The organism is Streptococcus oralis subsp. oralis (assembly GCF_002096455.1).
GTDB lineage: Bacteria > Bacillota > Bacilli > Lactobacillales > Streptococcaceae > Streptococcus > Streptococcus oralis_CY.
The window spans coordinates 72,400-99,058 of the sequence record NZ_NCUL01000008.1 but is presented as its reverse complement, the minus strand read 5'-3'; the positions used below and the strand labels follow the sequence as shown (position 1 = coordinate 99,058).

Genomic DNA, 26,659 nt, shown 5'->3' with positions numbered 1-26,659 from the left:
ATTCCTTAACCTTTTTACAAATCTTCTTTTCTTAGTGGTTTGACATCCTTAAGCAGTGGATGATGTTTATCTGCTTCCGAAACTTCTGCTTCTGCTAGGTTTTCCCACTGGATGCCCAAGGCTGGATCTGCATAGTTGACAAAGGCATACTTGGGTTTGAGTTCAAGCGCCCAATAGTCATTAACCAGATAGCTATAAGAAACTGTATCCGAGAGGACTTGGAAACCATTGGCCACGCCACGAGGGACAAAGATTCCCTTACTTGCATCAATCTCGGTCTGATAAACATTTCCAAAAGTCTCACCTTCACGTAGGTCAACCCAAGAACCCAGAACCTTGCCACCATCTGCTACTGAGATATACTTGTCCCAAGGTTCAGCATGGAGGCCTCGGAGAACATTTTTGCGAGAAAAGCTGACGTTGTTTTGCAGTTTCCCTTCAGCAAAGAAGCTTTCAGGAAAACCAAGCGGTAGCATCTTTTCTTTCTGAAAATTTTCCTTAAACCAGCCACGATTGTCTCCATGAACTGGAATGTCAAACTCTAACAAACCTGGAATGGCATCAATCTTGTGCACTGCAAGTGTTTTGCCGAAAAAATTATCTGTCATCTAGATTTCTCCAATCAAACGGAGCAAGTATTGCCCGTATTCATTCTTCTTGAGAGGTTGCGCCAACTTCAGCACATCTTCGCGGCTGATATAACCCATTCGGTAGGCAATTTCTTCTAGGTTGGCAACCTGAACATTTTGCATCCTTTGAACCGTTTCGATATATTGGGAAGCCTCTAACAAGCTCTCGTGTGTCCCAGTATCCAACCAAGCAAAACCACGGCCCATCACCTCAACAGAAAGATCTCCACGTTTCAAATAAGCATTGTTGACATCTGTGATTTCCAACTCACCACGTGCACTTGGTTTTATCTGTTTGGCAATCTCCACAACGTCATTGTCATAGAAATAAAGACCGGTCACTGCATAGTTAGAGCGAGGATTCTCCGGTTTTTCTTCTATGGAAATAGCATTCATGTCTGTATCAAACTCGACCACACCAAAACGCTCTGGATCCTTCACTTGGTAGCCAAAAACAGTCGCACCCTTCTCTTTCTTAGCTGCCTTTTGAAGCATTTTGCTCAAACCAGGCCCATGATAGATATTATCGCCTAAAATCAAGGCAACACTATCGTCGCCGATAAATTCTTCACCGATAAGAAAAGCCTGAGCAAGTCCATCGGGACTAGGCTGTTCCGCATAGGAAAGCTTGATCCCAAATTCGGAGCCATCCAAGAGCAGATCCTTAAAACGGGGTAAATCCTGTGGTGTTGAGATAATCAAAATGTCCTTAATCCCAGCCAACATCAAGGTTGACAAAGGATAGTAAATCATGGGTTTATCATAAACTGGCATCAGCTGTTTTGACGCAGCTCGAGTAAGTGGGTACAGGCGCGTTCCCGAACCACCCGCAAGAATAATACCTTTCATAATAGGCTTCCTTTCTGGCTAATTACCTATCCTATATTATATTTCATTTTGTCCCAAATTCCCTAAGGAATTTACTTCAATTTGGATAAGGCAGCTTTTAAATAGGCTCCGTCTCGAAGAGCAGCTCCAACTTTCCTAGCTTGTTCTGAAAGTTCCTTGTAGTCTTGAAGTGTCAAATCATCTAGTACTTTTTGGAGGTCGTGTAGAGAATCAACTGCTAGACCACACTCTTTATCCAGAACAAAATGTGCGAGAGCCGACTCTTTCCAGACTATTAGGGGAAAACCTGAAGCTAAGTAGAGAGAGGCCTTGTGCGAGTTGTTAAAGCGTAGATAGTTTCCGTAAGAACCTTGGCAGGTCTCTGAGCTGTCTCCGTCCCATACCAAACCAAAACTACCTTCAAGAGCAGCGGGGAGGTCATCTGGCATAAAGGAACCAAAGTAGCTAGTGTTTTTCAATGCACGACTTTCATCGTAGCCCACCCCATACAAGTTATAGGCGGGCTGGTCTGGCAAGTTATAAAGATAACCTGACTTTGCAGGATTCAAATTTCCAGCTACGATAATAGGTTGGTCTTTTTGAGGAAGAGTTTGTACCTCAAAGTTAGGAATCAGATAGTCAAAAATCTCCAAACTAACCATTTTATCTGCTGGCACTCCTTGACCTACCAGAACTTTCTTCATGATATCGTTATGAACGATAATGCCATCCACTGACATCAAAGCTTTCTTTTCCTGGAAGTAATTGCGCACTTTATGACGGAATTTCACTTCCGAACCTGCTGCATGACGCAAGGTTTCAATATCATGGATCAACAGATAGAATTTTGCTCCTCTTTTTTGCGCCTGCTTGATGAGTTGTGAGATGAAAAATGTATGGTGGATAATAGGGAACTGAATCACCAATTCATCTCCAGCTCCCAACTGATCAAACACAGACTTGGTCGCACGATATTTGTGTTGTTGAGCTTTAAAGAAATTCATCTTATACCAATTCTCAACCTTGAGCTCCAAGCCCTCATAACCCTCTGAGATTAGAATAGCTTCCACGTCATTTCGTGCCTTACTCCCTGCATTCTTTTCGTGTGCATTATGCAGAAATGAATCTTTCAGATAATATTTCACCTTTTCTCCCCTTTATCCGTGATGTTCTTAGATACTCCCTAGTTCTTCTTCTACCACATCCAATGCACGTTCAACAGTCACGTGCATATCATAGTATTTATAATCTGCCAAGCGCCCACAGAAAATAACTCGCCCATTTTTCTCAGCTTCTGCTAGATACTGCTCATAAATTGCATTGTTTTTGGCATCATTGATTGGATAGTAAGGTTCATCTCCTCTTTTCCAATATGCTGGATATTCACGAGTAATAACGGTCTTGGCTTGAGTCCCAAACTCAAAATGTTTGTGTTCGATGATTCGCGTATAGGGAATATCACGTTCAGTATAGTTGACTACAGCATTTCCTTGATAATTTTCTTGATCCAAAATCTCATGCTCAAAACGGAGACTACGATACTCTAGTTCACCAAACTTGTAGTCAAAGAACTGATCAATCATCCCTGTGAAGACAATCTTAGTTGCTGAAGCCTCCAAGTTCTCCCGATCAGCAAAGAAATCTGTATTAAGCTCTACTTCGATTCCTTCCAACAACTTTTCGATGATGACATTGTAACCACCAATTGGAATCCCTTGGTAACGGTCATTGAAATAATTGTTATCATAGGTCAATCGAACAGGTAAACGCTTGATGATAAAGGGTGGTAGTTCAGTAGCAGAACGCCCCCATTGCTTTTCGGTGTAGCCCTTGATTAGCTTTTCATAGACATCCATACCAATCAACTTAATGGCTTGTTCCTCTAAGTTTTTAGGCTCAACATCTTGCATGTGCGTCGTCTGCTCAGCAATTTTGTCCTTGACTTCTTGGGGTGTCTTTGTCCCCCACAAAGCATAGAAAGTGTTCATATTGAAAGGCAGATTGTAAAGATGTCCTTGGTAGTTGGCAATAGGAGAATTGATGTAATTGTTAAACTCCGCAAACTGATTGACATATTCCCATACCTTTTTATTAGATGTATGGAAGATATGAGCCCCATACTTGTGGACATTGATTCCTTCAACAGATTGGCAATAGATATTTCCACCGATGTGGTCACGTTTGTCAATCACCTTCACCTTCTTGCCACGTTTGTTAGCTTCGTAGGCAAAGATTGCACCTGACAAGCCAGCACCGACAATCAAATAATCGTACATAAAATCTCCTTATTTCTTTAAAACACTTTTTAGTTCTTGAAAATCCAAGACACGTAAGAGCAAAATCAAGCCACCATAGACTAGGAAGCCAAGGGCAGCATAAATCAAGACATTCACAACAGACGAGAAGTGCATGAAAGCTTGTGCAGAATACAGGGCGCCGTACATCAGTAGTGCTGCTAGAAGTATTTTTAGCATGGATGGTAGAATCTTGACCTCTTTTAGATACGAACGTGTAAAGTAGAGTTGAATCAGCCAGACCAAACCTTCAGTCGCAACAGATACAATTGAAGCTCCAATATAGCCCAGAGGCGGGATTAAGAGGAGATTCAAGCCCACACTAAAAACAGCTGGAATAGTTGTTGATAGCATAAATTCACGATTCTTATTGTGAGGAATCAAGATTTGAATTCCCATGATATTGGTCCAGCCAATAAAGAACATTCTAAAGGCCATGATGGCAATCGCATAGCGAGCATCTTGGAAGTCTTGCCCCAGGAAAAAATTAACAAAATCTTTGTTAACAATCAAAATCCCCGCAATCATCGGGAAGATAACTAAGTTATACACTAAGAAAGACATTTCATGTAACTTGTTAACCGCCTTTTGATTGCCTGATGAGAGGAGATTGGAGACCCGAGGCAACATAACACTACCAAGCGACGTTACCAAAGTCAACAAAATATTCAATAATTTCAAGGCTTGATCATAGATCCCGACATCCTTGGTCGAAGACAAGGCACCCAACATGGTGCGATCTAGCGTGATGTAGAGTGAAATGGCAATCTGTGGCAGAAACAAGAGAATGACTGGTTTAATATGCTCTTTGGCATAGGCTATATCCAAATGCGGCTTGCGAATGTGCTCCCGAGCAGGAAGCCACATACTCAACTGCCCTAGTAGATCATAGGCAACCAAGAGGATGATATACAAGTACAAGTCGGATGGTTTCTTAACAAATAGGAATATCGAAACAACCCCTAAAAGTTTGACCATTGTGTTACGAGCTGTGATTTTTTTGAAATCTTCTAACCCTTGAAAAAGCCAAGAAATATCAAAACCACGAGACAGCAAACTAAAGCCAAGTATATAAGCAATTGGATTGTTCATCGACGGCACAAGCAAGCAGACAACTATATAAAGCGTAACCGCTAAACAGGTTGAAAGGACTTGTAAACTGTAAATACCCCAGAAGGTCTTTTCGACTTCCTTACGATGGCCGGAAATTTCCTTTGTCCCATAATTGGCCACCCCAAGTGTCGCTAAGAGTATAAAGTAAGTTACTATTGAGTTGTAGTACCCATAGGAACCTAAGTCATTGGATGAGAAAACCCGAGTAATATAGGGTGTAGTAATGACTGGTAAAACGATTACTAACAGCTGATAAGAAAGATTATATAAATAATTTTTTAATACTTTCACAAGGAGTTCCTCGTTGTAGATTTCTTCGATTCAAATTCAATAACTGGCAAGGTTGCAAATAGAGTAAACATAAAAATATTATAAGACGGGCGAACCCAGAAGGCCTCAAACATACAGTTGACTGCTATTAAGGATAAGGCCGTCAATAGCAAATAATTCTTTTTGCGATAAAGTGACCAAGACCTAACTATGTATAACACGACCAATAAGAGAACTGGAATCATCCCATAGGTAAAGAGCATCTGAACGTAGGAAGAGTCTACATAGTCGTAGCTCAAAACGGATTCTGTACGCCCCCCATAACCGACAAATGATATGCCCCGAATCCCAAACCACTGCACTGCATATTTTTTTAGTGCCTCATGTCCTAGGTGTAATCTCATACTAAAAAAATTGTTTAGAGCCACATACATTGGATGAGACCAGGTAAATTTAGAAGAGAGATAAATCATTACTGAAGACGCTATACCAGCCGATAAAGGAAGTAAAGCAAAAAGCCGTCGCTGTTTATCATTTCGGAAATAAAAGTACAGAAAAATGAGCGCCATTACAGTAATAGAAGCGGCATTAAGCCTCGCATCGCAATATCGAATAATGAAATAAGCCAGACCAAATCCTAAGGCAGTCCGTAAAACAATGAATTTCTTTCTAAAGATATACGATATAGCTGTATATAGATAAAAACAGTGAGAAGCAAAATCAGTTGGATAAATAAAGCCAAATGAATTTCGAACAACGACTCCCGCAGATCGTGATTGGACAAATTGCAAGTTTGGAATAGCACCAATCACAGCCAAGAACACTATCAATACAATAAAAAACAAGGCTACAACAGAGTATATTTTAAGTACACTTTCCATCTCAGCCTTGTAAAGAAAGACAAGCAGAAACATATACATCAATGCATTAAGGTTCCCAGTCTTATAGTAAACCATGCCCCCAGCAAAAAGAAGAATTGGTGCAAAGATGAGATAGCTTATAGAGTAGTGATGAATATAAGCAAATCGCATAGCAAGTAACAGGACCGCAAAAAAAGGAACTACATTAGGAATATTAGGTAAAACAGGAGCTAACATAGACGTATTGATCATATCTATGGAGACAACCACTATTAAAACTGCTGCAATTAGCAATTTATCACGTTCTAACTTTAACATTTTCTTTTTCCTTTTCTTCTTTCATCCCTAACTCTTACTTAGGATTTTTTTAACTTTTTAAATTGATAATAGAGTCGCGGATACTTAGTAACTAAAACATAGAGGATCCTACGTTTCTTGCTAACTCTAGCATTCTTCAAGACAAGAGGCAAATAAGGCCTGGTTTTCTCCTGAAGTCTCTTGAATTCTACCGAATCCCCATCCTTAATCATCGTAAAGATAAGAAGACTTCCTGTAAAGAAGCGTGAAATGATGGCTTCTTGGAGTTCTGAACTCTCAGGATAGGTTGCATTCACAACCTCTTTTAAATGATCAATTGCTTCGTAAAACTCGTATTGTTTTGGCGTGAAAGCCGAGGCAGTAATGCTACCCGGTCTATGGTAATAATGGTAAATCGGAAGATGGTACAAGGCCACGGATTGGGCTTGGTTGAGATGCTCACTGATAACATAGAGGTCTTCGTAGATGCGCCCCTTGGGGAAGGGAGCTTTCTCAAGAAGTTCTTTCCGATAGAGTTTCCCACAAGCAGAGACCGTTACAAGGTCTCCATAAAGCATCTCAGTCAGAGCCTTTGCCTTGTCATAGACCTTAACTTGGTCTAAATCAAGCTGATCCAAGTGAAAATTTTGAAAACGATGATAGTGAGCTGTTGGCTCTACTTTGCCACTCACCATATCTGCTTGGGTACGACTTTGTAGCTCTGCTAGCAGTTCCAAGGCGCAGGGTTCCAGATAGTCGTCTGGATCTAGGAAAGTAATCCAGTCGCCCTTGGCTCTCAAGACCCCATAGTTCCGAGCATCAGACAAGCCACCGTTGACCTTATGGTAGCTAGTCACCCAATCATATTGCTGGGCATACTGGTCACACAAGTGTCCTGAGCCATCACTCGAGCCGTCATCAATCAGGAGGACTTCCATATCCTTGTAAGTCTGATGTTTCAAACTCTCCATGGCATAATGAAGGTAGTCCTCCACATTATAAACAGGCACAATTACCGAAATCATATTTTCTTTTCTTTCTCTTACTTAGTTTTACAGTTTAAATCTCAAATGAACTTCTATCTGGAAGCAGTTGATCCATAGCCTTGATAAAGTCTGTCATCACCTGCTCCTCGTCTTGAATGTTAAATCCATCATTGATACACATAATTTGGTATTTGCCAGAATTTAGTATCTTCCAAAAATCTGGTCCGGCATTATCCAAAGAAAAGAGTCCTCCCAACTTAGGATTTCCGATAGCGTATTTACCACTGGCAATCTGCCAATACTTAAAGAGCCAAACATTGGTATCAGAAGGATTTCTAAAGCGACTAGCCGAGGTTCTTTCCAAGACAGCTTTTTCCTTTTCCCATACCAAGTTCATCGTTGATCTTAGTAGAGGATAGGGCAGATGACTCTCCCAGAAACCACAGATAAACTGACTATTTCTGTATAGTAGTGACTTAACGATACTTTTTAATCCCTGCTTTGGATCAAAGAATTGGCCATTCTTCAAAATTTCATTTCGACTGAAATAGCTAGTGACAATCTCCATGTCATTTATCTGAAAATTCCCCGTTCCATATCGCTCAGGAATAATCGGTGAAAGAGCCGTATTATATTTAGGTAAACCATCCTCTGAGAAAAAATCTGTCGGCTCGACTGGAGCTGTCAAATACATATCGTCATTAAAAAAAACAAAATGCTCTGAGAGACCAGGGATTCGATGGATGTTACTTTCAATAGGATTGGCAGAAAAAACTGGTAGGTAGTCATTACAGATAATCTCTGTATGATCTACCAACACCAATTTTTCACTATTTATATCTAACCAGCTTGGCTTTTGCTGGTCGGTCACGAGGTAGACCTTATTGACCCAAGGAGCAAATTTTTCAACTCCTCTAAACCAATATTTAAAGGTCCCCCATTCTCGGTAAGCCTTGACTGAATTCATACTCTGTTTAGAAGTATTAACCGAGCCATCATAGCTTGATTTTTTTTCTTGCCACACAGGATCATTCCCATCAACCCAAGTCACAACAAAATCTATTTTATTCATAACTAATCTTTTCTATCTGTTTTATACAACTCCGAGAAGTTCTTGATGTAACTCTCCAAAGAAAACAGCTCTTTTTGTCTCTGATATCCTACTCGCCCAAATTTTTCTCTTTTTTCAGAACTATCTAGTAAGAGAGAAATGGCATTAGAAAGTTCTTGAGGACGATTTGGTTTGACTAAGCAACCACTTTTGTCATCTACTACCATTTCAGCTATTCCCCCATTGTTATAACCAACAACTGGTTTTGAACAAGCCATGGCTTCTAGGACTACTGTAGGTAGGGAATCAGGTTTTATACTTGGTAAGACAAAGATATCAAACATATTATAAAGTTCAGAAGTCTTATCGTAGTAATCAATACGATGAATTTGTGACACAACAGATGAAGAAGCTATTCTCTTATCTAGTTCTTCTAAACGCCATTCTTCACCAGGAAAAACACCTCCAGCTAGGAAAGCCACCGCTTGCTCATTCTTTTCCAAAAGTGGCTCGACTGCTTCTATGAAATCATTTTGTCCTTTGATAGCATTGACCCGACCAATCATGCCAATCACAAGTGCATCTTGCGCAATATCAAATTTTTCACGAATAGAAGACGCATCTATTGGATAATAGACAGCATTATCGACACCGTTATAAATCACTTCCACTTGGCTATCTTTGATAAAGGGAGACTGCTTGATATGATTAGCGACCGCTTGGGACACCGTCACAATCTTGTCTGCATATCGTCCCATGAGCATATTGATAAAGTCAGAAATAGCTTTGGGTTTGACGATAATCTCATGAACATGCCAAATCAAAGGCAGCTTGAGCTTGCGTTTCAAATAGATGCCCTCCAAAACAGCCGCTGTATTATTGTGAACCATATCTATACTGTGTTCTCGAGCATAGAGGGCGATTTGCTTAGCATAGAAATTATAAGAGCGAATATAGTCGGCAATGCCTTTGGGATTAAAATACTTCCTTCGTAAAATCGGATAATCCAACACACTGACCTGAGCCCCAACCTGACGCAAGGCCTCGACTAAAACACCATCATTTGGCAGGATGACATGAGCTTCAAATTCTTTGGAATCCAATCCTTTGATCAATTCCAATAAAACCTTATCTGCTCCATACATTTCTGCACCAGCATGCAAGTATAAAATCCGTTTCATTCCCTATCCTTTAAACACTTCTTCATAATCTGACACAATCTTTTCCCATGTGAAAGCCGAGAGGATTCTTTGACTTGACTTGAAATCCAAGTCAGTTATTGCTACCTGATCAAATCCTTCTACTTCCTCAATGACACGAGCCAACTCATCTTTTTTCCAATAAATGGCCCCGTCTTCACCAACCTCACGGTTAAAGCCAACATCTAGCAACAAATTCAGTTTTGTGGATGCTAGGGCTTCCAGTAGAGAAGGGTTGGTTCCTCCAACCTCATGCCCATGAAAATAGGCAAAGGCATGCTCACGGATGTACTTGAGCAACTCTTGGTCATAGACAGTACCGACAAATTTGACCCTAGGATCTTTGTCAAAACCAGTATCCCGTAACAACTGGTCGTAAAATTTATTCTGCTCCACATTTGTGATGAGAACAAAGTCCTTTTTGGACTTGGACTTGATAAATTCACGAATCATAGCTTCGTAGTTATTTTCAGGAACAAATCGTCCCACTACTAGATAATAGCCATTTTCGCTAACTCCTTTTTCCTGATACCAATTCCGAACTTTGGCATCTTCTGCTTTCAGGATTGAAGGAGCTGTATCTGTCCCATAGGCAATATAGGTGGTCTTTGGTTGATACTGCTTATAATCCTCTTGGATATATTGTTCGATATTTTTACTGTCACAGACCAGTAAATCTGCATGTTTGACCATGAGTTGCTCTGAGAATTTCCAGTACTTACGAACTGGCAGGCTCCATTTTGCTCGTAGCCATTCATGACCATCTGGATTTACCAGCAACCGACCACCAATCGCACGAATCTTTTTCTTAAGTCCAGAAATAAAGGGCCCGATGCGACAAGCTAAAATGTAAAAAATCGGAGCCTCGTCCTTGTTTTCCTTAGCCAATTCAATAGCCTTATTGACCGCTGTAATATCGTAAGCGATAGCACGAGCCGGGCCAATATTAGGAACATCAATGTTGAAACAAATGGCCCCATTATGCTCAAACTGGTCATCCGTGATGCCAGATTTAGCTGAATTTTCACGCATACAAGCAACATAGTATTGTATGTTGCTGTCTTTTTGATATTCGGTTAATTTTTCAACAAAGGTTTCAAATCCTCCATACTTGGCAGGAATCCCCTTTGAACCAATGATATAAACTGACTGTTTCATCTCTCTCCTAACAGGACCGAGGGGCAGGAATTACTTCGCCCCATCTCTCATAAATACAACTTTAACGGTCTTCAATAAAATTTCAATATCTTTCCAGATGGTCCAATCATCAATATAAGCTACGTCCAGTTTGACAACATCTTCAAAGTCCGTGATTTTACTACGACCACTTACCTGCCATAGGCCAGTAATTCCAGGTTTAAAACTGAGACGGCGTTTCTGTTCAGGAGTATATTTCTCGTACTCATCCACTGTTGGAGGACGGGTACCCACCAGACTCATATCTCCCATTAAAACATTCCAAAACTGAGGGAGTTCATCTAGACTAGTCTTACGGATAAAGCGACCAATTGGTGTGATACGAGGATCATCATCGACTTTAAACATACCACCTTGCATGGTATTTTGAGCCAAAAGTTCTTGTTTGCGCTTCTCGGCATTCACGCACATAGATCTAAATTTATAGAAAGTGAAATGTCGACCATTTTTTCCAATACGAGTTTGAGAAAAAATCGCTGGCCCACCATCTTGTCTGATCATCGGAACCAAAACAATACTCACCAAACCACAAATAATCAATCCGACAATCGCACCACAAATATCAATGATCCGTTTAGCGACCACATGACTATGTTTATAAAATTTTGTTGAAAAAGTTACGACATTCAAACCTGCCATTTCACGAATTTTTTTATCACTACCTAAATTATCGTTAAAAGCATTGAGATTGACTGTCACATCTATCCCCATCGTTTCAAAGAGGGAAATATAATCTTCAATATTATACTCTTCACTTGGTAAATTGATAAAAACTTCATCAACAACTTCATGAGTTGCATAGTCTAAAATATTTTCAGCAGGAATGACTTTTAAATGTTCATGATGGAAGTTGGGCTGATCTAAGACACTAACTGCTTCTAAATCCCATAGAATGTCACTTGCTTCTATTAATTTATCCATAACTTTCTCAACTCTAGAAGTTGCCGTTATTAAAAAGACTTTCTTTCTTCCTTTTAAGTTTGGGAACAGCCGTTTCCAATTTCGTTTAATTAATAAATTCAACAGATAAAGCAAGATGGAATGTATTGTCAAAAAATAAATCATCCCTCGTCTAGAGATACTAAAACGATCTTCTAAGAAAAAATTCGAAATACTGATAGCTAAAGCAAAGAACACGATATACTTTGTCGTGTTGATAAACTCTGCTAAATAACCCCTTTTAAAAAAATCATGCCCATAATCACTGATATAAAAAATAAAAAAATGAAGAATGAACAAGATAATAACAGAAGTATTTACAATCTCTGTTTCCTTAACAAAACTAAGTAAATAAGCTAATAAAATGACAAGAAAACTCTGGATTGCCGCCAAAGTAATCTTCAATCCCTTTTCTTCCATAATATCTTCCCTAAACTATTTATTATTTTTTGCCATAATTCCCATAGTTTCCATATGCTCCATAGGAGCCATATTTTTCAACTGAAGTATTGAGTTTATTAAGCACAATTCCTAAGAATGGTTTTCCTGTTTGTTCGAGTTGTTCTTTAGCTTTTTGGACATCACGACGATTTGTTTCACCAGCCGCAGTTACTAAAACAGAAGCGTCACACTGCTGCGTGATAATCGCCGCATCGATAACAACTCCAATCGGAGCAGTATCTACAACGATGTAGTCAAAGTACTTGCGTAAGGTGTCAATCATGGTCGCAAAATTTTCACTTTGTAACAAAGCTGTTGGGTTCGGGGATACAGAACCCGCTTGAATGACAAACAAATTTTCAACATTGGTTTCACATAAACCTTGTGATAGGTCTGTTGTGCCTGACAAGAACTCTGTTAGGCCTGTAATCTTTTCCCGTGATTTAAAGACACCTGACATGACTGAATTACGGATATCCGCATCAATCAACAGTGTCTTATAGCCCGCACGCGCGAAAGCCCAAGCAATATTGGTAGAAGTTGTTGATTTTCCTTCTCCTGGTTTGACAGACGTAACGGAAATCACTTTCAAGTTATTCCCACTCAATTGAATATTGGTGCGAAGGGCATTGTAGTATTCTTCTGCTTTTCTTGCCAAATCTAATTTTTTTTGTGCAATTTCTAACGTTGGCATTTTTCTCTCCTATTTCAATTTATCCAAATTTGGAACTACTCCCAATAGTGCAATTTGCATCACGTCCTCAATATCTTCTGGACGTTTCACTCGTGTATCCAAGAGCTCAACAAGGAGAACTGTGACAACCATCACAACCGCCCCCGCAAGGAATCCAACCATGGTATTGCGACGAATATTTGGTGAAGATGGCGATGTTGCAGGGCGTGCTTCTTCAAGTGTTGTTACATCCGAAACGCGAGTGACGCTGATGATCTTTTGAGCCGCAACCTCTCTCAAAGAGTTGGCGATACGGCTAGCTTCCTCAGGTGCACGGTCTGTAACAGAAATCGATACAATACGCGTATCCACTGGAACTGTTACCTTGATTTTACTAGCTAGACCTTTTGGAGGGAGTTCTAGTTTCAAATCAGTCGCAACCTTCTCTAAAACGTCTTGCGAGAGAATGATTTCGCGATAGTCTTTTACCAAGTAAGATCCTGCTTGCAAGTCTTGGTTAGTCAAGCCAGGCTTATCTCCCTGATTACGATTGACCACATAAATTCGGGTCGTACTCGTAAACTCCGGCTTCACAATAAAACTACTGTAGGCAAATGCTACTGTCCCTGTCACGAATGCTACCAAAGCAATTAACAATTTTCGTTTCCAAAGGATTTTAAGCAAGTGAAATACATCGATTTCCATCATATTTTGTTCTTTCATTTTTTCTCCTAAATCAATTGATCCATTATTATTTTTCGGGGATTATCCTTAAAAAGTTCCTTAGCCTTATCTTCACTGTATTTTTTAGCAATGATATCATAGGCTCCCTCCATATGAGGAGGTCTGTGATCCAAGTTATGCATGTCACTTGCTATCACGTGAACCAGATCTCGTTCCAAGAAATACTGGGCTCTCTTTTTCATAAATTTATAAGTTTCTCCGAAGAGTTTTGGTTTCAAAACATGAGAACTATTAATTTGAGTATAACATCCCATATCAATCAGCTCTCGCACGCGATTTTCATTGTTTTCTAAAGCATCGTAACGTTCAATGTGGGCAATGACGGGTGTAATGCCTAACATTAGAATATTACTCAGCCCCTTATGTATATCCCGATAAGCTGTATTCATACTAAACTCAATCAAAGCATAGCGACTATCGTTGAGGGTTGGGATTAATTTCTTTTCTAACTTCTCAACAACATCTGGCGTATAGTAGATTTCTGCCCCATAGGCAATGATTAAGTCATCCGCAACTTCCTTAGCCATTTCTCGCACCTTCAAAAAGTTAGTTGCGATTTTTTCTTCAGGAGTTTCGAACATCCCTTTTCGTCTATGCGAAGTGGAAACAATTGTCCTCACTCCTTGACTATAGGCCTCTCTAAGTAGTTTTTTACTGTCCTCTATTGACTTTGGACCATCATCCACATCGAAAACGATGTGCGAATGGATATCTATCATTCTACTTGCCCTCCATCACATCATTGATAGCAGCTTTGGCGGCAGCCAAGCTACTTTCATCGATTTCCATCATGTAGAGGTTACTATCTGGCATAGCGTATGAAGGAAGATCCGTGCGTCCAGTCCCCTTCAAGTCTTGAGAGTTGACTTTGTAGTTACCGCCACTCTCCAATTGAGTATTAACTAGATCCATCATGGTTTCCAAAGGCATATTGGTCTGAAGAGAATCTTGCAATCCTTGGATGATATTGTCATAGTTCTTCAAAGCTTCGGTTGACGTCAACTTCTGAATAACAGCTACAATAACCTTTTGTTGGTTCCGACCACGGTCACGATCTCCATCTGCTAGAGAGTAGCGCTCACGAACAAAACCAAGAGCCTGCTCAGAGTCTAGATGGACATTCCCAACGGGAAAATGGTACTTTCCATGCAAAGAAGTGAAATCCTGATCATTATAGACATCAACGCCACCTAAAAGGTCAATCAATTTCAAGAAAGAAGTGAAGTTCAAGCGAACATAGTAGTTAATATCCACACCATAGAGATTTTCCAAGGTATGAATCGACGAGTCCACTCCATAAATCCCAGCGTGGGTCAATTTATCCTTTTGATTATTTCCCCCATCCGCTATCGGAACATAGGAATCTCGAGGCGTTGTAGTCAGAAGGATTTTCTTGGTATCTCGGTTCACAGTCATTAGAATATTCACATCAGAACGAGATACTGAGCTAATCGGTCCATAGGTATCAATACCACTCACATAAATATTGAAAGCTTTATTCTTCGATACCTTTGGAGCCGCTACATCCTTAGTTAATTGTTTTGTATAGATTTTTTTGATTTTTGAAGCATAATCTGGATACTCTGCTTCAATGATATTTTCAAAGACACTATTTAAGATAATTGCTTTTGTTTCGCCAGAAAGCAGACTCTTATAAGCTGCTAGATAAGAAGCACTCTGTTCAACTGTCAAGTCTTTACTCTGTGTCGTCTTAATATCCGCCACCAACTTTTGGATATTATCATTATCTGTTTCAGTTGGACCTGTTACACTCTCTAACTGAGTCACATTATTGATTTCACTGTCTTTCAAAACGACCACACTCATCGAATACTCTGAGTAGTTTGAGGTCGCATTGATATGATTGGTAAAACCGACAAACTGTTGCAAAGCATAGAGAGAAACCGAGCTAACTACGATAGCAAGTGTCAAAAAGAAAACCGTAAACTTCTCGGCTTTTTTATACACTATCAGGAGGATTGCAATTACAGCAGAAATAAAAATAAGAACCGCCGTAAGGATATTGAGGTACCGAAAAGCTAAGATATTATGTTTAAAAATTAAGAACAGCAAAAAACCACTCAATAATAAATAAATGGTTGCTAAAACTATATTAATATTTCGTTTCACATTCCCTAAACGAGCTCTCTTTGAACGTCTACTCATGATAATCCCCTATACACGTTAATAGTTATAAATATTATATCACAATCATGATGGAAATTCCATCCATCCTTGCTATTTTCAGCGTTTTCATTCGTTTTTGTTCTCTTGAGTTGCTCTAAAATATGGGCAAAGTTCCGAATACCATTCTACACAAAAAGACAAGGCGCTCAGGGGCAACCTTGTCTGTAATCTTATTTTACGTGGTTTTCAAACTCTTTTTGGCTCTTTTCGATAGCCTTTTTACTTTCTTCTTCCCACTTAGCCTTGGCTTCATCAAATTGTTTCTTGGTAACAGGGTCTTTTTGTAATCTCATGTACTTATAATTATTTCCGTCACCCTTGATTCCCACTAGGGAGTAGGCACGTGTAAACGGAGTTACTTTGGTTACAGAGGCTGTACCACCATTTGACATAGCAGACATAACTAGAGAATTGTCAATCATCCAAGCTTGAGCTTCAGCGTATTTTTCATAACGCTTAGCGACATCTTTATTCTCAGCATCTGCTTCTTTCAGGAGTTGTGTATAGGTATCGAGCCCCAAACTCTTAATGAGCTCTTGGTCTTCTTTGGCATCAAGACCAAAAATCTTGAGATAGAAGCCAGTTTCAGCATTGAAGGGATCTAGATAAGTTGATGGATCCTGGTAATCACCAACCCAACCATCAAAGTTTAGGTCGTAGTCACGAGCTACTGGATTTGGTGCTAGGAAGGCAACATTTCCAAAGTCATCTGTAGAAAGCTGTTGAACATCAATGACGATATTGTCAGAACCTAGTACTGTTTCAAGGGTTTGTTTAACCGAGTTCATACCAGAGACCGCATTTTTATTCGTCTGATCAACAGGGACATCCAAATGGATTGGGAAAGTCACGCCTTGGGCTTCCAATTCCTTTTTAGCTTCCGCAAATTTTGCTTGGGCCTTTTCCTTGTTGAAGTAGGCATCTTGAGCGTCTGCCAAATTGATACCTGACCACTCAGTTCCGTAGTTCACAAGCTTAGAAGCTGTTACTTCTCCAAAGGTCTTATCTCCCACCTGGACAAATGTTGGAGGAACTAGAGTATTACGAAGGGTTTTGCTCGCTGCTTCTTCACCGTTAGATTGAGCAGAGTAGGCTATTCGATCAATACCAAAGTTGATAGCCTGACGGAAATTTTTATTTAAGATAGCTGTTTGAGCTGATTTCTTTTGTTCGTCCGTTGTTTTAGCGGTATGATTATAGGTTTTGCGGTTGACGTTAAAGTTAAAGTACCAAGATGTCTTGTCTTGTAAGCTATAGACGATATTGTCTTGGTATTTTTCTTTTGTCTTAGCATAGTTCGAACTATTTGGATAGACTCCTGCAATCGAGTAAGCACCACTTTCAAAGTTTCGAATGGTCATCTCCTGATCTGACCCATCAAAGTAGGCTAACTTAACTTTTTCAATGGTTACTTTATCATGGTCATAATAGTGTGGATTCTTCACATATTCGATCGAAGATTTTGATGTGAAATCTTTTAACAGATAGGGACCGTTATAAAGGATGCTGTCTGGTGTCAAGGTACCAAAGTCTTTATCTTTTGATTTCAAAAACTCTTCGTTGACTGGGAAAAGGATACTATTGGTTGTCTTAGAGTTCCAATAAGGTTCTGGTCGTGTCAAAGTGTACTCAACCGTATAGTCATCCAAGGCTTTGACACCAACAGTTGAAAAGTCATTAGTCACACCCGTCACATAGTCATTCAATCCCTTGATTGAATTTTGGATCAGATCCATGGCTTGCCCCTTGTTGTCAGCTGCATATTTGATCCCAGTGACAAAATCCTGAGCTTTGACTGAAGCATATTCCTCACCATCAGCTGTATACCACTTGGCATCTTTTCTAAGCTTGTAGGTATAGGTCAAACCATCTGCTGAAACTGACCAATCCTCTGCAAGATCAGGCACGAGGTTCCCGTAGCTGTCATTTTCTAGCAAACCATCTACAAGATTGGTAATAACGGCAGTGTTATCTGCATAATAATCTAGAAGATAGTTAAAAGTTGTTGGATTCGCACTAAATGTTGATGAATAAGTGCTAGTATCTGTGTTGGACTGTCCACATGCCGAGAGCAAAATCCCTGTCGCTAAGACAAGACCTGTCCCGATTAGTCTTTTTTTCATTTTGATCATCATTTGCTCCTTTATGTCACTTTTTATAACATAACCATATTTTATCAAATTTATTCAAAAATGTAAAGTTACTACTTTTATGACAACTGGTGTCTCAAAACAAAAAAAGGAAGCACAGTTTCCTGCAACTTCCTTTTCTATTTATAGATTACTTGACGTGTTTTTCAAGTTCTTTTTGGTATTTGGCATTTGTTTCGATTTTTTCTTGTTGCCATTTCTTGAGAGCTTCTTCGTATTCTTTTGTAGTCACAACATCATTTTGCAATTCCAAACCTTTGAACACAAATGGGTCTCCCTTGATCCCGACTTGAGAATATGCTTTTGTGAATGGCACAGTACGGCTAACAGTTGGAGAACCACCTGAAGAAGCAACTGGAATCAAGAGTGAGCTATCAGACACCCAAGCTTGAGCTTTAGCGTATTTTTCATAACGCTTGTTAAGGTCGCTGGTTTCAGCTGCAGCATCATCCAAGAGTTTCTTGTATTCGTCCAGTCCAACTTGAGCCATCACTTCTGGATCTTTTCCGCGAGTGATTCCCAAGTGTTTAAGGGCCGATCCCTTCTTAGCATCAAGAATGTTGAGGTAGGTAGCTGGGTCTTGATAGTCTGGTCCCCAACCAGTTCCGTTCAAGTCATAGTCTTTTTGGGATGGAACCTTGGCTTGAGACGTAATGCTCATTTTCTCATTATCAGTCATTTGAAGGACATCGACAATGACATTCTCTGTACCAAGTGATGATTCAATAGACTGTTTGAGTGAGTTGGTTTGTTGAACCGCGATTACATCTGTTTGTTCAACCGGGATATCCAAATGGATTGGGAAGGTGACACCCTTGGCTTGCAATTCTTCCTTGGCTTTAGCAAAGGCTGCCTTAGCTTTTTCAGGACTGTAAATCGTATCCTTGCCATCTGTAAGGGCTACATCTTTCCACTGGTCTCCATATGAAACGAGCTCTGCCTGCGCCAACTCTCCAAAGGTTTTTTCACCCACTTGAACGTAGTCATGAGGCACTAGGCTGTTACGGATAATCTTGTTCGCACCTTCTTCACCATTCAACTGAGCAGTATAAGAATGACGATCAAGGGCAAAGTTCAGCGCCTGACGGAAGTTCTTGTTGAGAAGAGCTTCTTTCGTTGATGTTTTTTGAGCTTCGTCTGTTTTGGCTGTTTTATTGTAAGATTGGCGGTTTACGTTAACAGTGAGGTAGTAGCTTGTCGCTTCTTGTGGACTGTAAACAATCTTATCTCCGTACTCTTGTTTAGTTGACTCAAAATTTGAACTTGTTGGGAAGAGACGAGCTGTTGTATAGGCACCTTGTGTAAAGCTACGAATCAAAGATTCTTGGTCTGATCCATCGTAGAAAGTTAGTTTAATATTGTCAATCTTGACATTGTCCTTATCCCAGTAGTTTGGATTCTTTTCATATTCAATGACTGATTTTGAAGTCAATGATTTCAAGAAATAAGGACCATTATATAGGATACCTGATGGGGTTGGTGCACCGTAGTCGCTCCCTTTAGAATTCAAAAATTCTTCATTAACTGGAAGCATGGTTGCAGTTGTGACCTTAGAGTTCCAGAAACTTTCTGGTTTGTTGAGCGTGTATTCTACCGTGTAATCATCAACAGCCTTAACTCCTACGGTAGAGAAATCATTGCTCTCACCACTAACATACTCTGCCAAACCTTTGATAGAATCCTGAATCAAAGAAAGACCATCTGATTTTCCGTCAGCAGCATGTTTAAGCCCAGTAACAAAGTCTTTGGCCTTAACTTCAGCGTATTCTTCTCCATCAGAAGTATACCATTTTACACCCTTACGAAGTTTGTAGGTGTAAGTCAAACCATCCTTTGAAACAGACCAGTCTTCTGCAAGTGATGGAATTAAGTTCCCATACTTGTCATTTTCCAAAAGACCATCAACAACGTTTGCTATAACGTCAGAGGTTGAGCTCTTGCTCGTCACACTATAGTCCAAAGAAGATGGATCCATAGCGTAGACATAAGAGAATGTCTTGGGAGCATCCGCTTTCTTTTCACTTTGCCCACAAGCAGTTAACAGTAGGGCCGCACTCAAAACAGCACCTGCTCCTAAGAGCCACTTTTTCGATTTCATAAGTAATCTCCTTAAAGATAGTGTTTTCACCATTATACCCTATTTTTTCATAAAAGCAAGAACTTTCGCCAGATTTTTTAGAAAATTCTAACAAATATTTTTTAAAGGCTTTTCTATATATTTTTTAGTAAAAAGCAAAAAAAGCGGACGATTGTCCACTGGGAAAATCAAATTTTAACAGACACACCCGGAGATTCTGAACAAAAAAACATCCAAGAAAATATTCTTGAATGTCTGGACAGATTATAACTCCGTTAACCTTGTCAGTAGGCTGGAAATGATGATATTATGACCTCCTTATCTCAAATATTGCTGTATGAACCCACTCATTATGAATGTATAAGTCATTTTCTATCATCCTACTAAAGGTGAAGCCATTTTTTATAAGCACCCTCTGAGAGGCTAGATTACCCGTTGCCGTTCCTGCAATGATTCTATTGAAACCATAAGTCATGAAGGCCTTGTCTAAAACGAGTTTAACCGCTTCGCTAGCATAGCCTAAGTTCCTAACATTTTCCCCAATCCTATACCCAAGCTCTGCTGTTGTTCGATCATTCTCTAAAACACTTAAATTGATTCTCCCGACCATCATACCTTGCGAATCTCTGATAAGATGCATGTAGACATTCCGATTCGTTTGTTCTGTTAACAATTCCCTCGTGATTTCTTTAAAACCTTCTAAATCAAAATAGTTAGCTGGTCTAGGAGGTAAATTTCGTTCAAAATACTCTCGATTTTCTTTTTCAAAAGAATAAACGTCTAGACTATTTTCCTCAGACAACAGCTCTAAACTAATCATTACAAAACTTCCCTTCTCTTCTTAGTAAAAATATTGTTAGATAGAGTTTGACTACCTTTTATTAGGGTCCCCTTTTTCCTTATTACGATAGTATGTAATAAACTCTTCCTGACTATTGACAATGTGCTCCTGTCCATCTACTGAGTTTTCCGCAGGAATTTTCACATTTTCAAATAAATTCGTTCCTTCCTTATACAAAAGCTGATAAATTGGCATATTGTTTTCGATACTTGGCTTATCAGCTAAAACTACAATCGAGCCATTATTATCTTCTAAAAGTTTTGCTGCTTCAGGGTACTTTTGACGGATAAGGGCATCTTTAGCTAGTTTTCCTTCTTTTGAGATTCCGATTTTCCAATTATACATAAAGTAGTCTTCAGACTCCGGCAGTAAAGAAGAAAAACTTGTCGCATCAGAATATTTTATATAATCTTGCCCCTTACCTAATTCCACAATCTTCCCCTCATCCAAATCAATAGATTTATCCACAAGAGAACCATCTTTAGCATTTTTTAAATGAATGTCTAACAATTCTCGACCATCACTAATATAGATACTAGAAGTAATTCCTGTAGGAATATAGTCTGAATCATAATCTCGAGTCATTTTAAAAATATCGTAGTCTTTGGAAGGAAAGCCCTTCGTCTTTATATCATAGACAGCAATCTTCCAATATTCATCTTCAATAGGCTCATTTCGATACATAGACGATATTGCCAATCTTTTGTATTCCTGAACAATCTTATTTTGGCCGACAACGGGACCAAACCAAAAGACTGAAGCCTCTTGTTCTGTAAGCCAATAGTCTAATGGATTATCATAGTCCCACTTAATTACCAAGGCTTTCCCATCTTCGATATACTTGTAATCCACTATCTTTCTCTTTAACCAAAAAGTAGAGTATGGATCAACATATTTGTTCACATAGTATTTATAGCCTAGGTAAGGAGTAAGTAAGAGAACTCCCACCAATATGACAATAAACACCATTTTTTTCGAAAATTTCATTGTAAATCCTCCCAACGTTGATGACCCCTCAAATACTTTCTACTGTTGAAAGCATTTGTCCGTTTTCAAAAAATATACGAATTTCTAGAAATAAAAAGAAAATGTCCTTCTCCATTATACCATATGCGTGATACCGTGAGAAGACGAGAAAAGCAAAAGAAACCACCTGAACATCATTCAGGTGGAAGAGTGAACTGAAAGAGCTACAGAAACAAGGCTAGCTAATGTCTTGTTGAAATTTGTAAATCAAAAATGCCTCATTCACAAAAAACTGACCTAGATCTAGCAACTCCTACTCTAATTTTTGCAACAGCTTTACAACTTGCTGATTATCAATCCTCACATAGTAAACACCACTATCATTGACAAGTTTATCCTCTTTATACTTAGCAATTTTTACAGCATAAAGACCGCGTGGTAGGGGTTGGTTGGCAAAAAATTCCTTCATGAGCGCTTCAAGCTCTTTAAGATAGTCATCATACAAGAGGTCTCTTTTTTCTTTTGGAACGAAATACTGAAATTCAAATGTTGGTATAAAAATCTCTTTTTGGAAAAGATATTGAGCATCCATTGGATACATTCCTTGCAGAGCTTGGCCCTTGCTTTGATTTTCCTCTAATATTTCATTATAAAGATAGATATTATCAGATTGGTTATTAAATTCAAAACCAATACCTTGATACTTCAAATCAGGCAGTTTAGGATCTTTGATTGAACTGTCCAGTGTTTTTAGAAATTCGCTGGTGCCTGGACTAACCTCAATCCCTAAATAGGCTAATTCTGGGAAAACATCATAAATTTTTTTACCATTTTTGTAATCAACCTCTGCATCTGTCTTTCTATATGTTTCATTTTCCGAAAAGCGAGTATAGTATTTAAATCGAGTTTTAACCTGATAGGTTTTTCCGGCTATATTTTCACTATAGGTACCGTGGATTATAAATCCTCCCACACTTGTATAGTTTTTCTCGTATTTTTCTAACTCAAACTGTCCTGTAAGACCGTAATTTTGATAAGAACGATGCACAGCTTGCTCAATCTCAGTTCGACTTGCATGGGCAAACAGCCCCCACATATCCATTAGAGCAAAAATTGGACTGAATACTGTGAAGATTACCATTGGGATCACTATGGATAAGCAACCTATTAATAGCCAATTTCTTTTCTTGGCGTTTTCTTCAGATTTTTTAGCAGTTTTCTGTTTCCGTTTTAAGATTAGAATAAGCAAAACCAAAATCCCTAATATCAATAAAACCAAGCTACAATCTCCTTTTACTTTTGACAGTTGTTAACAGGTAGATAGGAGACTGACAGAAATACTCATCTCACCTGCTAACTTATCCTGAATTCCATAAACTCGTCTAAAACGAGGAACAATCCTTGTCCCATTATACCACATGGGCAATGCCGTGAGAAGACGAGAGAAAACGAGAGAAGATGAGAGAAGCAAAAACACCCCATAGTGTGAACCATGAAGTGCTTTGAAATGTTGATATAATCGTATTGATTAACGTTTTGAGAACTGACTAGCTTTACGAGCTTTCTTAAGACCTGGCTTCTTACGCTCAACTTTACGTGAGTCACGTGTAAGAAGTCCTGCGCGTTTCAATGAATCGCGGAAGTCTGGGTCTACTTGAAGAAGAGCACGAGCGATACCGTGACGGATAGCTCCTGATTGACCAGCGTATCCACCACCTACAACATTAACGAAAACGTCGTATGAACCTACAGTTGAAGTAACTGCGAATGGTTGGTTGATAACAAGACGAAGGTCAGCGTGTGGGATGTACTCTTCAACATCTTTTTTGTTAACGGTGATTTTACCAGTTCCTGGAACAAGGCGAACGCGTGCAACAGCGTTTTTACGACGTCCAGTACCTGCATATTGTGCTTGTGACATACTTTATTGTTCCTTTCCTTAGATAAGTCCTGAAATATCAAGAACTTCTGGTTGTTGTGCAGCGTGAGTGTGCTCAGCTCCAACGAATACTTTCAATTTCATACCTTGAGCGCGGCCAAGAGTATTGTGTGGAAGCATACCTTTAACTGATTTTTCGATCAAACGTACTGCATTTTTAGAACGAAGTTCACCAGCAGAGATTTGTTTCAATCCACCTGGGTGGTTTGAGTGAGTGTAGTAAATCTTATCAGTTGCTTTTTTACCAGTCAATTTAACTTTTTCAGCATTGATAACGATTACGAAGTCACCTGTATCAGTGTGTGGTGTGAATGTTGGTTTGTTTTTTCCGCGAAGTACGCTAGCAACAACTGCTGAAAGGCGTCCAAGAGGTACATCAGTTGCGTCAACAACGTACCATTTGCGTTCTACTTGGCCTGGTTTAGCCATGAATGTAGTTTTGTTCATGATTTCTCCTATATGAATATCGTTTTTGTTTACAGGGCGGATGTTCCGGTCCGCGGGGTATTTGAAAGGTTCCGGGGCCTTACAAATGGGGTAAACAATACCGTCTACTATCATACCAAATTTCACTACTAAAAGTCAATAGATATGAAAAATATTTTTGCCGATTTCAGTGTTTAACATCTAGAAAAACCTCGCTTTTGCGAGGCTCTCCTATTTATAAGCTAAGGCACGTTTAAAGGTTTTCCAGATTCCCAAATCATCTGTTTGAAGGACTAGACTAGCATACATGCGTCCGATAAAGGCTGTTGCAGTGACTGCAAAAACAACCGTTATGGCAAGCGAAATCCAAGCTTCTAGACCACTTGCATACCCATTTATAGCTCTAAATGGCATAAAGAAGGTCGAGATGAAAGGAATATAGGAGCCAATTTTCAGAACTAAATTGTCCCCAGCAGCACCTAGAGAGGTCACACCGACAAATCCTGCTATAATCAAGATCATCAATGGCGACAAGGCCTTTCCTGAATCCTCAGGGCGAGAAACCATAGAGCCTAGAAAGGCTGCTAAAACAACGTACATAAAGAGGCTAACCAAGACAAACAATAAGGTATTGAGCGAGAAGGCCTCTCCTAGATGATTTAAAATCCCAGATTGTGCCAAGATAGGGATGTCTTTAAAGAGCAGAATGGCAGCCAGTCCACCCACGACGTAAATGCCAATATGAGTCAAAATCACAAGAAGTAGAGCCAGCATGCGAGCGTAGAAATAATGACTTGCTCGGATACTAGAGAAGACCACCTCCATGATTTTGGTTCCTTTCTCGCTAGCCACTTCCTGAGCAGTGACACTAGCATAGGTAATCAAAATCATATAAAGGAAGAAACCAAGCCCTGCGGCCGCAATGGTTTGAACAATTTTTTTGTTTTCCTTAGATTCATCAATTTTCTCAGTAAAATCAACGGTTTGACTCAGACGTTTTTCCTGTTCTTGAGACAAATTAGCTGACGAACGATTGAGTTGGTATTGCAGTTCGTTTAGCTTATTGGTTACTGCTAGTTTGATGCCTGTTTCAAGAGAAGTTTCACCATGATAGACGGCCTTGAGGACGCTGTCCTCTTGGTCAATGGTTAGGTAACCCTTGATTTTCTCATCCTTGATAGCAGCCTGGGCACTGGCTTCATCCTTATAATCAAAGTTGATACCATTGGTACCCTTGAGCCCTTCTTCCACAGATGGCACAGTTGTTACTACTGCTATCTTGCTATTCTTGGCCATAGAAGACCCTTGGAGAAAGCCGATTCCTACAGATAAGGCTAAAAAGAGGAACGGCGAAATCACCATAAAGAAGAAACTCCACGACTTGACATGTCGAAGATAGGTTTCCTTCATTACAACCCACATATTTCTCATACTTCCACCCCTGATTCTAGTTTAAAGATTTCATCGATTGTTGGAGCTTGTTGGTCAAAGGTCGCGATGTATTGACCTTGAGTGAGGATTGGGAAGAGTTCTCTTCCAGCGCTCTCATCATCTAGGATCAATTTCCAACTGCCTTGCTTGGTCAAGCTCACCTGTTTGACATGAGGAAGATTTTCCAATTCTTCCTTACTTCGTTCACTTGAAACAAAGAGACGCGTTTTCCCATATTGATTACGGACATCCTGAACTGGTCCATGCAAGACCACACGCCCGTCACGAATCATCAGGATATCATCGCAAAGTTCCTCAACGTTGGTCATGACATGGTCAGAAAAGATAATGATTGCACCGCGCTCTTTCTCTTTCAAGATGACTTGTTTGAGTAACTCGGTATTAACTGGATCCAAACCACTAAAAGGCTCATCCAGGATGATCAAGTCTGGCTCATGGATCAGGGTGATGATCAACTGAATTTTCTGTTGATTCCCTTTTGACAGACTCTTGATTTTGTCGGTCAATTTGCCCTTCACTTCCAATTTTTCCATCCATTGAGGGAGTTTTTCCTTGACTTCTTTAGCATCCATGCCTTTTAGAGTCGCCAAGTAACGAACTTGCTCAAGGACTGTCAACTTGGGCATGAGGCTGCGTTCCTCAGGCAGATAACCAATCCGTGCATAGGTTTCCTGACGAATCTCCTGCCCATCCAGACTGATCTCTCCTTGATACTCTAAAAATTTCAACATACTGTGGAAAATCGTTGTTTTCCCAGCACCATTCTTCCCGACCAAGCCCAGAATCCTTCCTGGACTTGCCTGAAAATCGACACCAAACAAGACTTGCTTGGGACCGAAACTTTTCTCTAGATTTCTTACTTCTAACATTTTCCACCTCCGAGATATGTTGCACTTATTATACTCCTTTTTGATAGCCTTTACAACGATTTATGTCCATTTTATCGGATTATAAGTAGCAAAAGTATCCTTTCTCTAATAAATTTTAAGTATTTCAGCGATAGCTTTAGTATAACTCATTAAAGACCTTCTGAGATGGCTTCCTCCTCAACTATCGCTTTTCTCTTCTGAACTGTCCTTTTGAAACTAAAAATCCACCCC

Annotated in this window: 24 protein-coding genes; all 24 read right to left on the bottom strand. The window is 39.6% G+C overall.

What is annotated here, in order from left to right; all coding sequences use genetic code 11:
- Positions 1–14: 14 nt before the first annotated feature.
- The gene (locus B7720_RS05050; RefSeq protein WP_000131469.1) at positions 15–608 is read right to left on the bottom strand and encodes a dTDP-4-dehydrorhamnose 3,5-epimerase family protein; all 594 of its coding nucleotides are present in this window, start codon (positions 606–608) and stop codon (positions 15–17) included.
- Positions 609–1,478 carry a glucose-1-phosphate thymidylyltransferase RfbA gene (rfbA, locus tag B7720_RS05045; protein WP_000676122.1) on the bottom strand — a complete coding sequence of 290 codons (870 nt, stop codon included), beginning with the start codon at positions 1,476–1,478 and terminating at the stop codon, positions 609–611. It abuts the gene before it with no gap.
- Positions 1,479–1,549: 71 nt separating this feature from the next.
- Positions 1,550–2,602: a glycosyltransferase gene (locus tag B7720_RS05040; RefSeq protein WP_084856824.1), complete on the bottom strand. Its 1,053-nt coding sequence runs from the start codon at positions 2,600–2,602 to the stop codon at positions 1,550–1,552.
- Positions 2,603–2,629: 27 nt separating this feature from the next.
- Positions 2,630–3,733, bottom strand: a complete 1,104-nt coding sequence (gene glf, locus B7720_RS05035; protein ID WP_084856821.1) for a UDP-galactopyranose mutase — start codon at positions 3,731–3,733, stop codon at positions 2,630–2,632.
- Positions 3,734–3,742: 9 nt separating this feature from the next.
- Positions 3,743–5,155, bottom strand: a complete 1,413-nt coding sequence (locus tag B7720_RS05030) for a flippase (protein ID WP_049520848.1) — start codon at positions 5,153–5,155, stop codon at positions 3,743–3,745.
- On the bottom strand, positions 5,152–6,312 hold the full coding sequence (locus tag B7720_RS05025) for a hypothetical protein (protein WP_000915512.1): 1,161 nt from the start codon (positions 6,310–6,312) through the stop codon (positions 5,152–5,154). The genes B7720_RS05030 and B7720_RS05025 overlap by 4 nt, the downstream gene beginning before the upstream one ends.
- A gap of 38 nt (positions 6,313–6,350) precedes the next feature.
- The gene (locus B7720_RS05020; protein WP_049520846.1) at positions 6,351–7,316 is read right to left on the bottom strand and encodes a glycosyltransferase family 2 protein; all 966 of its coding nucleotides are present in this window, start codon (positions 7,314–7,316) and stop codon (positions 6,351–6,353) included.
- Between the two features lie 34 nt (positions 7,317–7,350).
- Positions 7,351–8,349, bottom strand: a complete 999-nt coding sequence (locus B7720_RS05015) for a Stealth CR1 domain-containing protein (RefSeq protein WP_001033091.1) — start codon at positions 8,347–8,349, stop codon at positions 7,351–7,353.
- 2 nt (positions 8,350–8,351) lie between these two features.
- Positions 8,352–9,509, bottom strand: coding sequence for a glycosyltransferase family 4 protein (locus B7720_RS05010; RefSeq protein WP_084856819.1), 1,158 nt, complete (start codon positions 9,507–9,509; stop codon positions 8,352–8,354).
- Positions 9,510–9,512: 3 nt separating this feature from the next.
- Positions 9,513–10,685, bottom strand: a complete 1,173-nt coding sequence (gene cps2T / locus B7720_RS05005; RefSeq protein WP_084856817.1) for a beta 1-4 rhamnosyltransferase Cps2T — start codon at positions 10,683–10,685, stop codon at positions 9,513–9,515.
- A 30-nt stretch (positions 10,686–10,715) separates the two neighbouring features.
- Positions 10,716–12,083 carry a sugar transferase gene (locus B7720_RS05000; RefSeq protein WP_084856815.1) on the bottom strand — a complete coding sequence of 456 codons (1,368 nt, stop codon included), beginning with the start codon at positions 12,081–12,083 and terminating at the stop codon, positions 10,716–10,718.
- A 22-nt stretch (positions 12,084–12,105) separates the two neighbouring features.
- Positions 12,106–12,798 carry a tyrosine-protein kinase gene (locus tag B7720_RS04995; RefSeq protein ID WP_084856814.1) on the bottom strand — a complete coding sequence of 231 codons (693 nt, stop codon included), beginning with the start codon at positions 12,796–12,798 and terminating at the stop codon, positions 12,106–12,108.
- 9 nt (positions 12,799–12,807) lie between these two features.
- Positions 12,808–13,500, bottom strand: coding sequence for a capsular polysaccharide biosynthesis protein CpsC (gene cpsC / locus B7720_RS04990; protein WP_084856811.1), 693 nt, complete (start codon positions 13,498–13,500; stop codon positions 12,808–12,810).
- 8 nt (positions 13,501–13,508) lie between these two features.
- Complete coding sequence (gene cps4B / locus B7720_RS04985; RefSeq protein WP_084856810.1) at positions 13,509–14,240, bottom strand: capsular polysaccharide biosynthesis protein Cps4B; 732 nt, start codon at positions 14,238–14,240, stop codon at positions 13,509–13,511.
- Between the two features lies 1 nt (position 14,241).
- Complete coding sequence (gene cpsA, locus B7720_RS04980; protein ID WP_084856808.1) at positions 14,242–15,687, bottom strand: LCP family glycopolymer transferase CpsA; 1,446 nt, start codon at positions 15,685–15,687, stop codon at positions 14,242–14,244.
- A 191-nt stretch (positions 15,688–15,878) separates the two neighbouring features.
- The gene (locus B7720_RS04975; RefSeq protein WP_084856806.1) at positions 15,879–17,840 is read right to left on the bottom strand and encodes a peptide ABC transporter substrate-binding protein; all 1,962 of its coding nucleotides are present in this window, start codon (positions 17,838–17,840) and stop codon (positions 15,879–15,881) included.
- A gap of 148 nt (positions 17,841–17,988) precedes the next feature.
- A complete protein-coding gene (locus tag B7720_RS04970) occupies positions 17,989–19,956 on the bottom strand; it encodes a peptide ABC transporter substrate-binding protein (protein WP_084856804.1) in 1,968 nt (655 codons plus the stop codon).
- A gap of 286 nt (positions 19,957–20,242) precedes the next feature.
- Positions 20,243–20,755: a GNAT family N-acetyltransferase gene (locus B7720_RS04965; protein ID WP_000624246.1), complete on the bottom strand. Its 513-nt coding sequence runs from the start codon at positions 20,753–20,755 to the stop codon at positions 20,243–20,245.
- A gap of 51 nt (positions 20,756–20,806) precedes the next feature.
- Positions 20,807–21,763 (bottom strand): hypothetical protein, encoded by a 957-nt coding sequence (locus tag B7720_RS04960; RefSeq protein WP_084856802.1) that lies wholly within the window; start codon positions 21,761–21,763, stop codon positions 20,807–20,809.
- Positions 21,764–22,055: 292 nt separating this feature from the next.
- Positions 22,056–23,021 (bottom strand): hypothetical protein, encoded by a 966-nt coding sequence (locus tag B7720_RS04955; protein ID WP_084856800.1) that lies wholly within the window; start codon positions 23,019–23,021, stop codon positions 22,056–22,058.
- Between the two features lie 249 nt (positions 23,022–23,270).
- Positions 23,271–23,663: a 30S ribosomal protein S9 gene (gene rpsI, locus B7720_RS04950; RefSeq protein WP_000075973.1), complete on the bottom strand. Its 393-nt coding sequence runs from the start codon at positions 23,661–23,663 to the stop codon at positions 23,271–23,273.
- A gap of 18 nt (positions 23,664–23,681) precedes the next feature.
- Positions 23,682–24,128, bottom strand: a complete 447-nt coding sequence (rplM, locus tag B7720_RS04945) for a 50S ribosomal protein L13 (RefSeq protein WP_001044624.1) — start codon at positions 24,126–24,128, stop codon at positions 23,682–23,684.
- A gap of 210 nt (positions 24,129–24,338) precedes the next feature.
- Positions 24,339–25,538 (bottom strand): ABC transporter permease, encoded by a 1,200-nt coding sequence (locus B7720_RS04940; protein ID WP_001245394.1) that lies wholly within the window; start codon positions 25,536–25,538, stop codon positions 24,339–24,341.
- Complete coding sequence (locus B7720_RS04935) at positions 25,535–26,428, bottom strand: ABC transporter ATP-binding protein (RefSeq protein ID WP_000895262.1); 894 nt, start codon at positions 26,426–26,428, stop codon at positions 25,535–25,537. The genes B7720_RS04940 and B7720_RS04935 overlap by 4 nt, the downstream gene beginning before the upstream one ends.
- Positions 26,429–26,659: the final 231 nt, after the last annotated feature.

Coding starts and splice junctions, on each gene's coding strand:
- rplM (WP_001044624.1), bottom strand. CDS start 24,128: ATGAACAAAACTACATTCATGGCTAAACCAGGCCAAGTAGAACGCAAA.
- B7720_RS04940 (WP_001245394.1), bottom strand. CDS start 25,538: ATGAGAAATATGTGGGTTGTAATGAAGGAAACCTATCTTCGACATGTC.
- B7720_RS04975 (WP_084856806.1), bottom strand. CDS start 17,840: ATGATCAAAATGAAAAAAAGACTAATCGGGACAGGTCTTGTCTTAGCG.
- B7720_RS05025 (WP_000915512.1), bottom strand. CDS start 6,312: ATGTTAAAGTTAGAACGTGATAAATTGCTAATTGCAGCAGTTTTAATA.
- B7720_RS05020 (WP_049520846.1), bottom strand. CDS start 7,316: ATGATTTCGGTAATTGTGCCTGTTTATAATGTGGAGGACTACCTTCAT.
- B7720_RS04960 (WP_084856802.1), bottom strand. CDS start 21,763: ATGAAATTTTCGAAAAAAATGGTGTTTATTGTCATATTGGTGGGAGTT.
- cpsC (WP_084856811.1), bottom strand. CDS start 13,500: ATGAAAGAACAAAATATGATGGAAATCGATGTATTTCACTTGCTTAAA.
- cpsA (WP_084856808.1), bottom strand. CDS start 15,687: ATGAGTAGACGTTCAAAGAGAGCTCGTTTAGGGAATGTGAAACGAAAT.
- B7720_RS04995 (WP_084856814.1), bottom strand. CDS start 12,798: ATGCCAACGTTAGAAATTGCACAAAAAAAATTAGATTTGGCAAGAAAA.
- glf (WP_084856821.1), bottom strand. CDS start 3,733: ATGTACGATTATTTGATTGTCGGTGCTGGCTTGTCAGGTGCAATCTTT.
- B7720_RS04970 (WP_084856804.1), bottom strand. CDS start 19,956: ATGAAATCGAAAAAGTGGCTCTTAGGAGCAGGTGCTGTTTTGAGTGCG.
- B7720_RS05050 (WP_000131469.1), bottom strand. CDS start 608: ATGACAGATAATTTTTTCGGCAAAACACTTGCAGTGCACAAGATTGAT.
- cps2T (WP_084856817.1), bottom strand. CDS start 10,685: ATGAAACAGTCAGTTTATATCATTGGTTCAAAGGGGATTCCTGCCAAG.
- B7720_RS05015 (WP_001033091.1), bottom strand. CDS start 8,349: ATGAATAAAATAGATTTTGTTGTGACTTGGGTTGATGGGAATGATCCT.
- cps4B (WP_084856810.1), bottom strand. CDS start 14,240: ATGATAGATATCCATTCGCACATCGTTTTCGATGTGGATGATGGTCCA.
- rfbA (WP_000676122.1), bottom strand. CDS start 1,478: ATGAAAGGTATTATTCTTGCGGGTGGTTCGGGAACGCGCCTGTACCCA.
- B7720_RS04965 (WP_000624246.1), bottom strand. CDS start 20,755: ATGATTAGTTTAGAGCTGTTGTCTGAGGAAAATAGTCTAGACGTTTAT.
- B7720_RS05000 (WP_084856815.1), bottom strand. CDS start 12,083: ATGGAAGAAAAGGGATTGAAGATTACTTTGGCGGCAATCCAGAGTTTT.
- B7720_RS05010 (WP_084856819.1), bottom strand. CDS start 9,509: ATGAAACGGATTTTATACTTGCATGCTGGTGCAGAAATGTATGGAGCA.
- B7720_RS04935 (WP_000895262.1), bottom strand. CDS start 26,428: ATGTTAGAAGTAAGAAATCTAGAGAAAAGTTTCGGTCCCAAGCAAGTC.
- rpsI (WP_000075973.1), bottom strand. CDS start 23,663: ATGTCACAAGCACAATATGCAGGTACTGGACGTCGTAAAAACGCTGTT.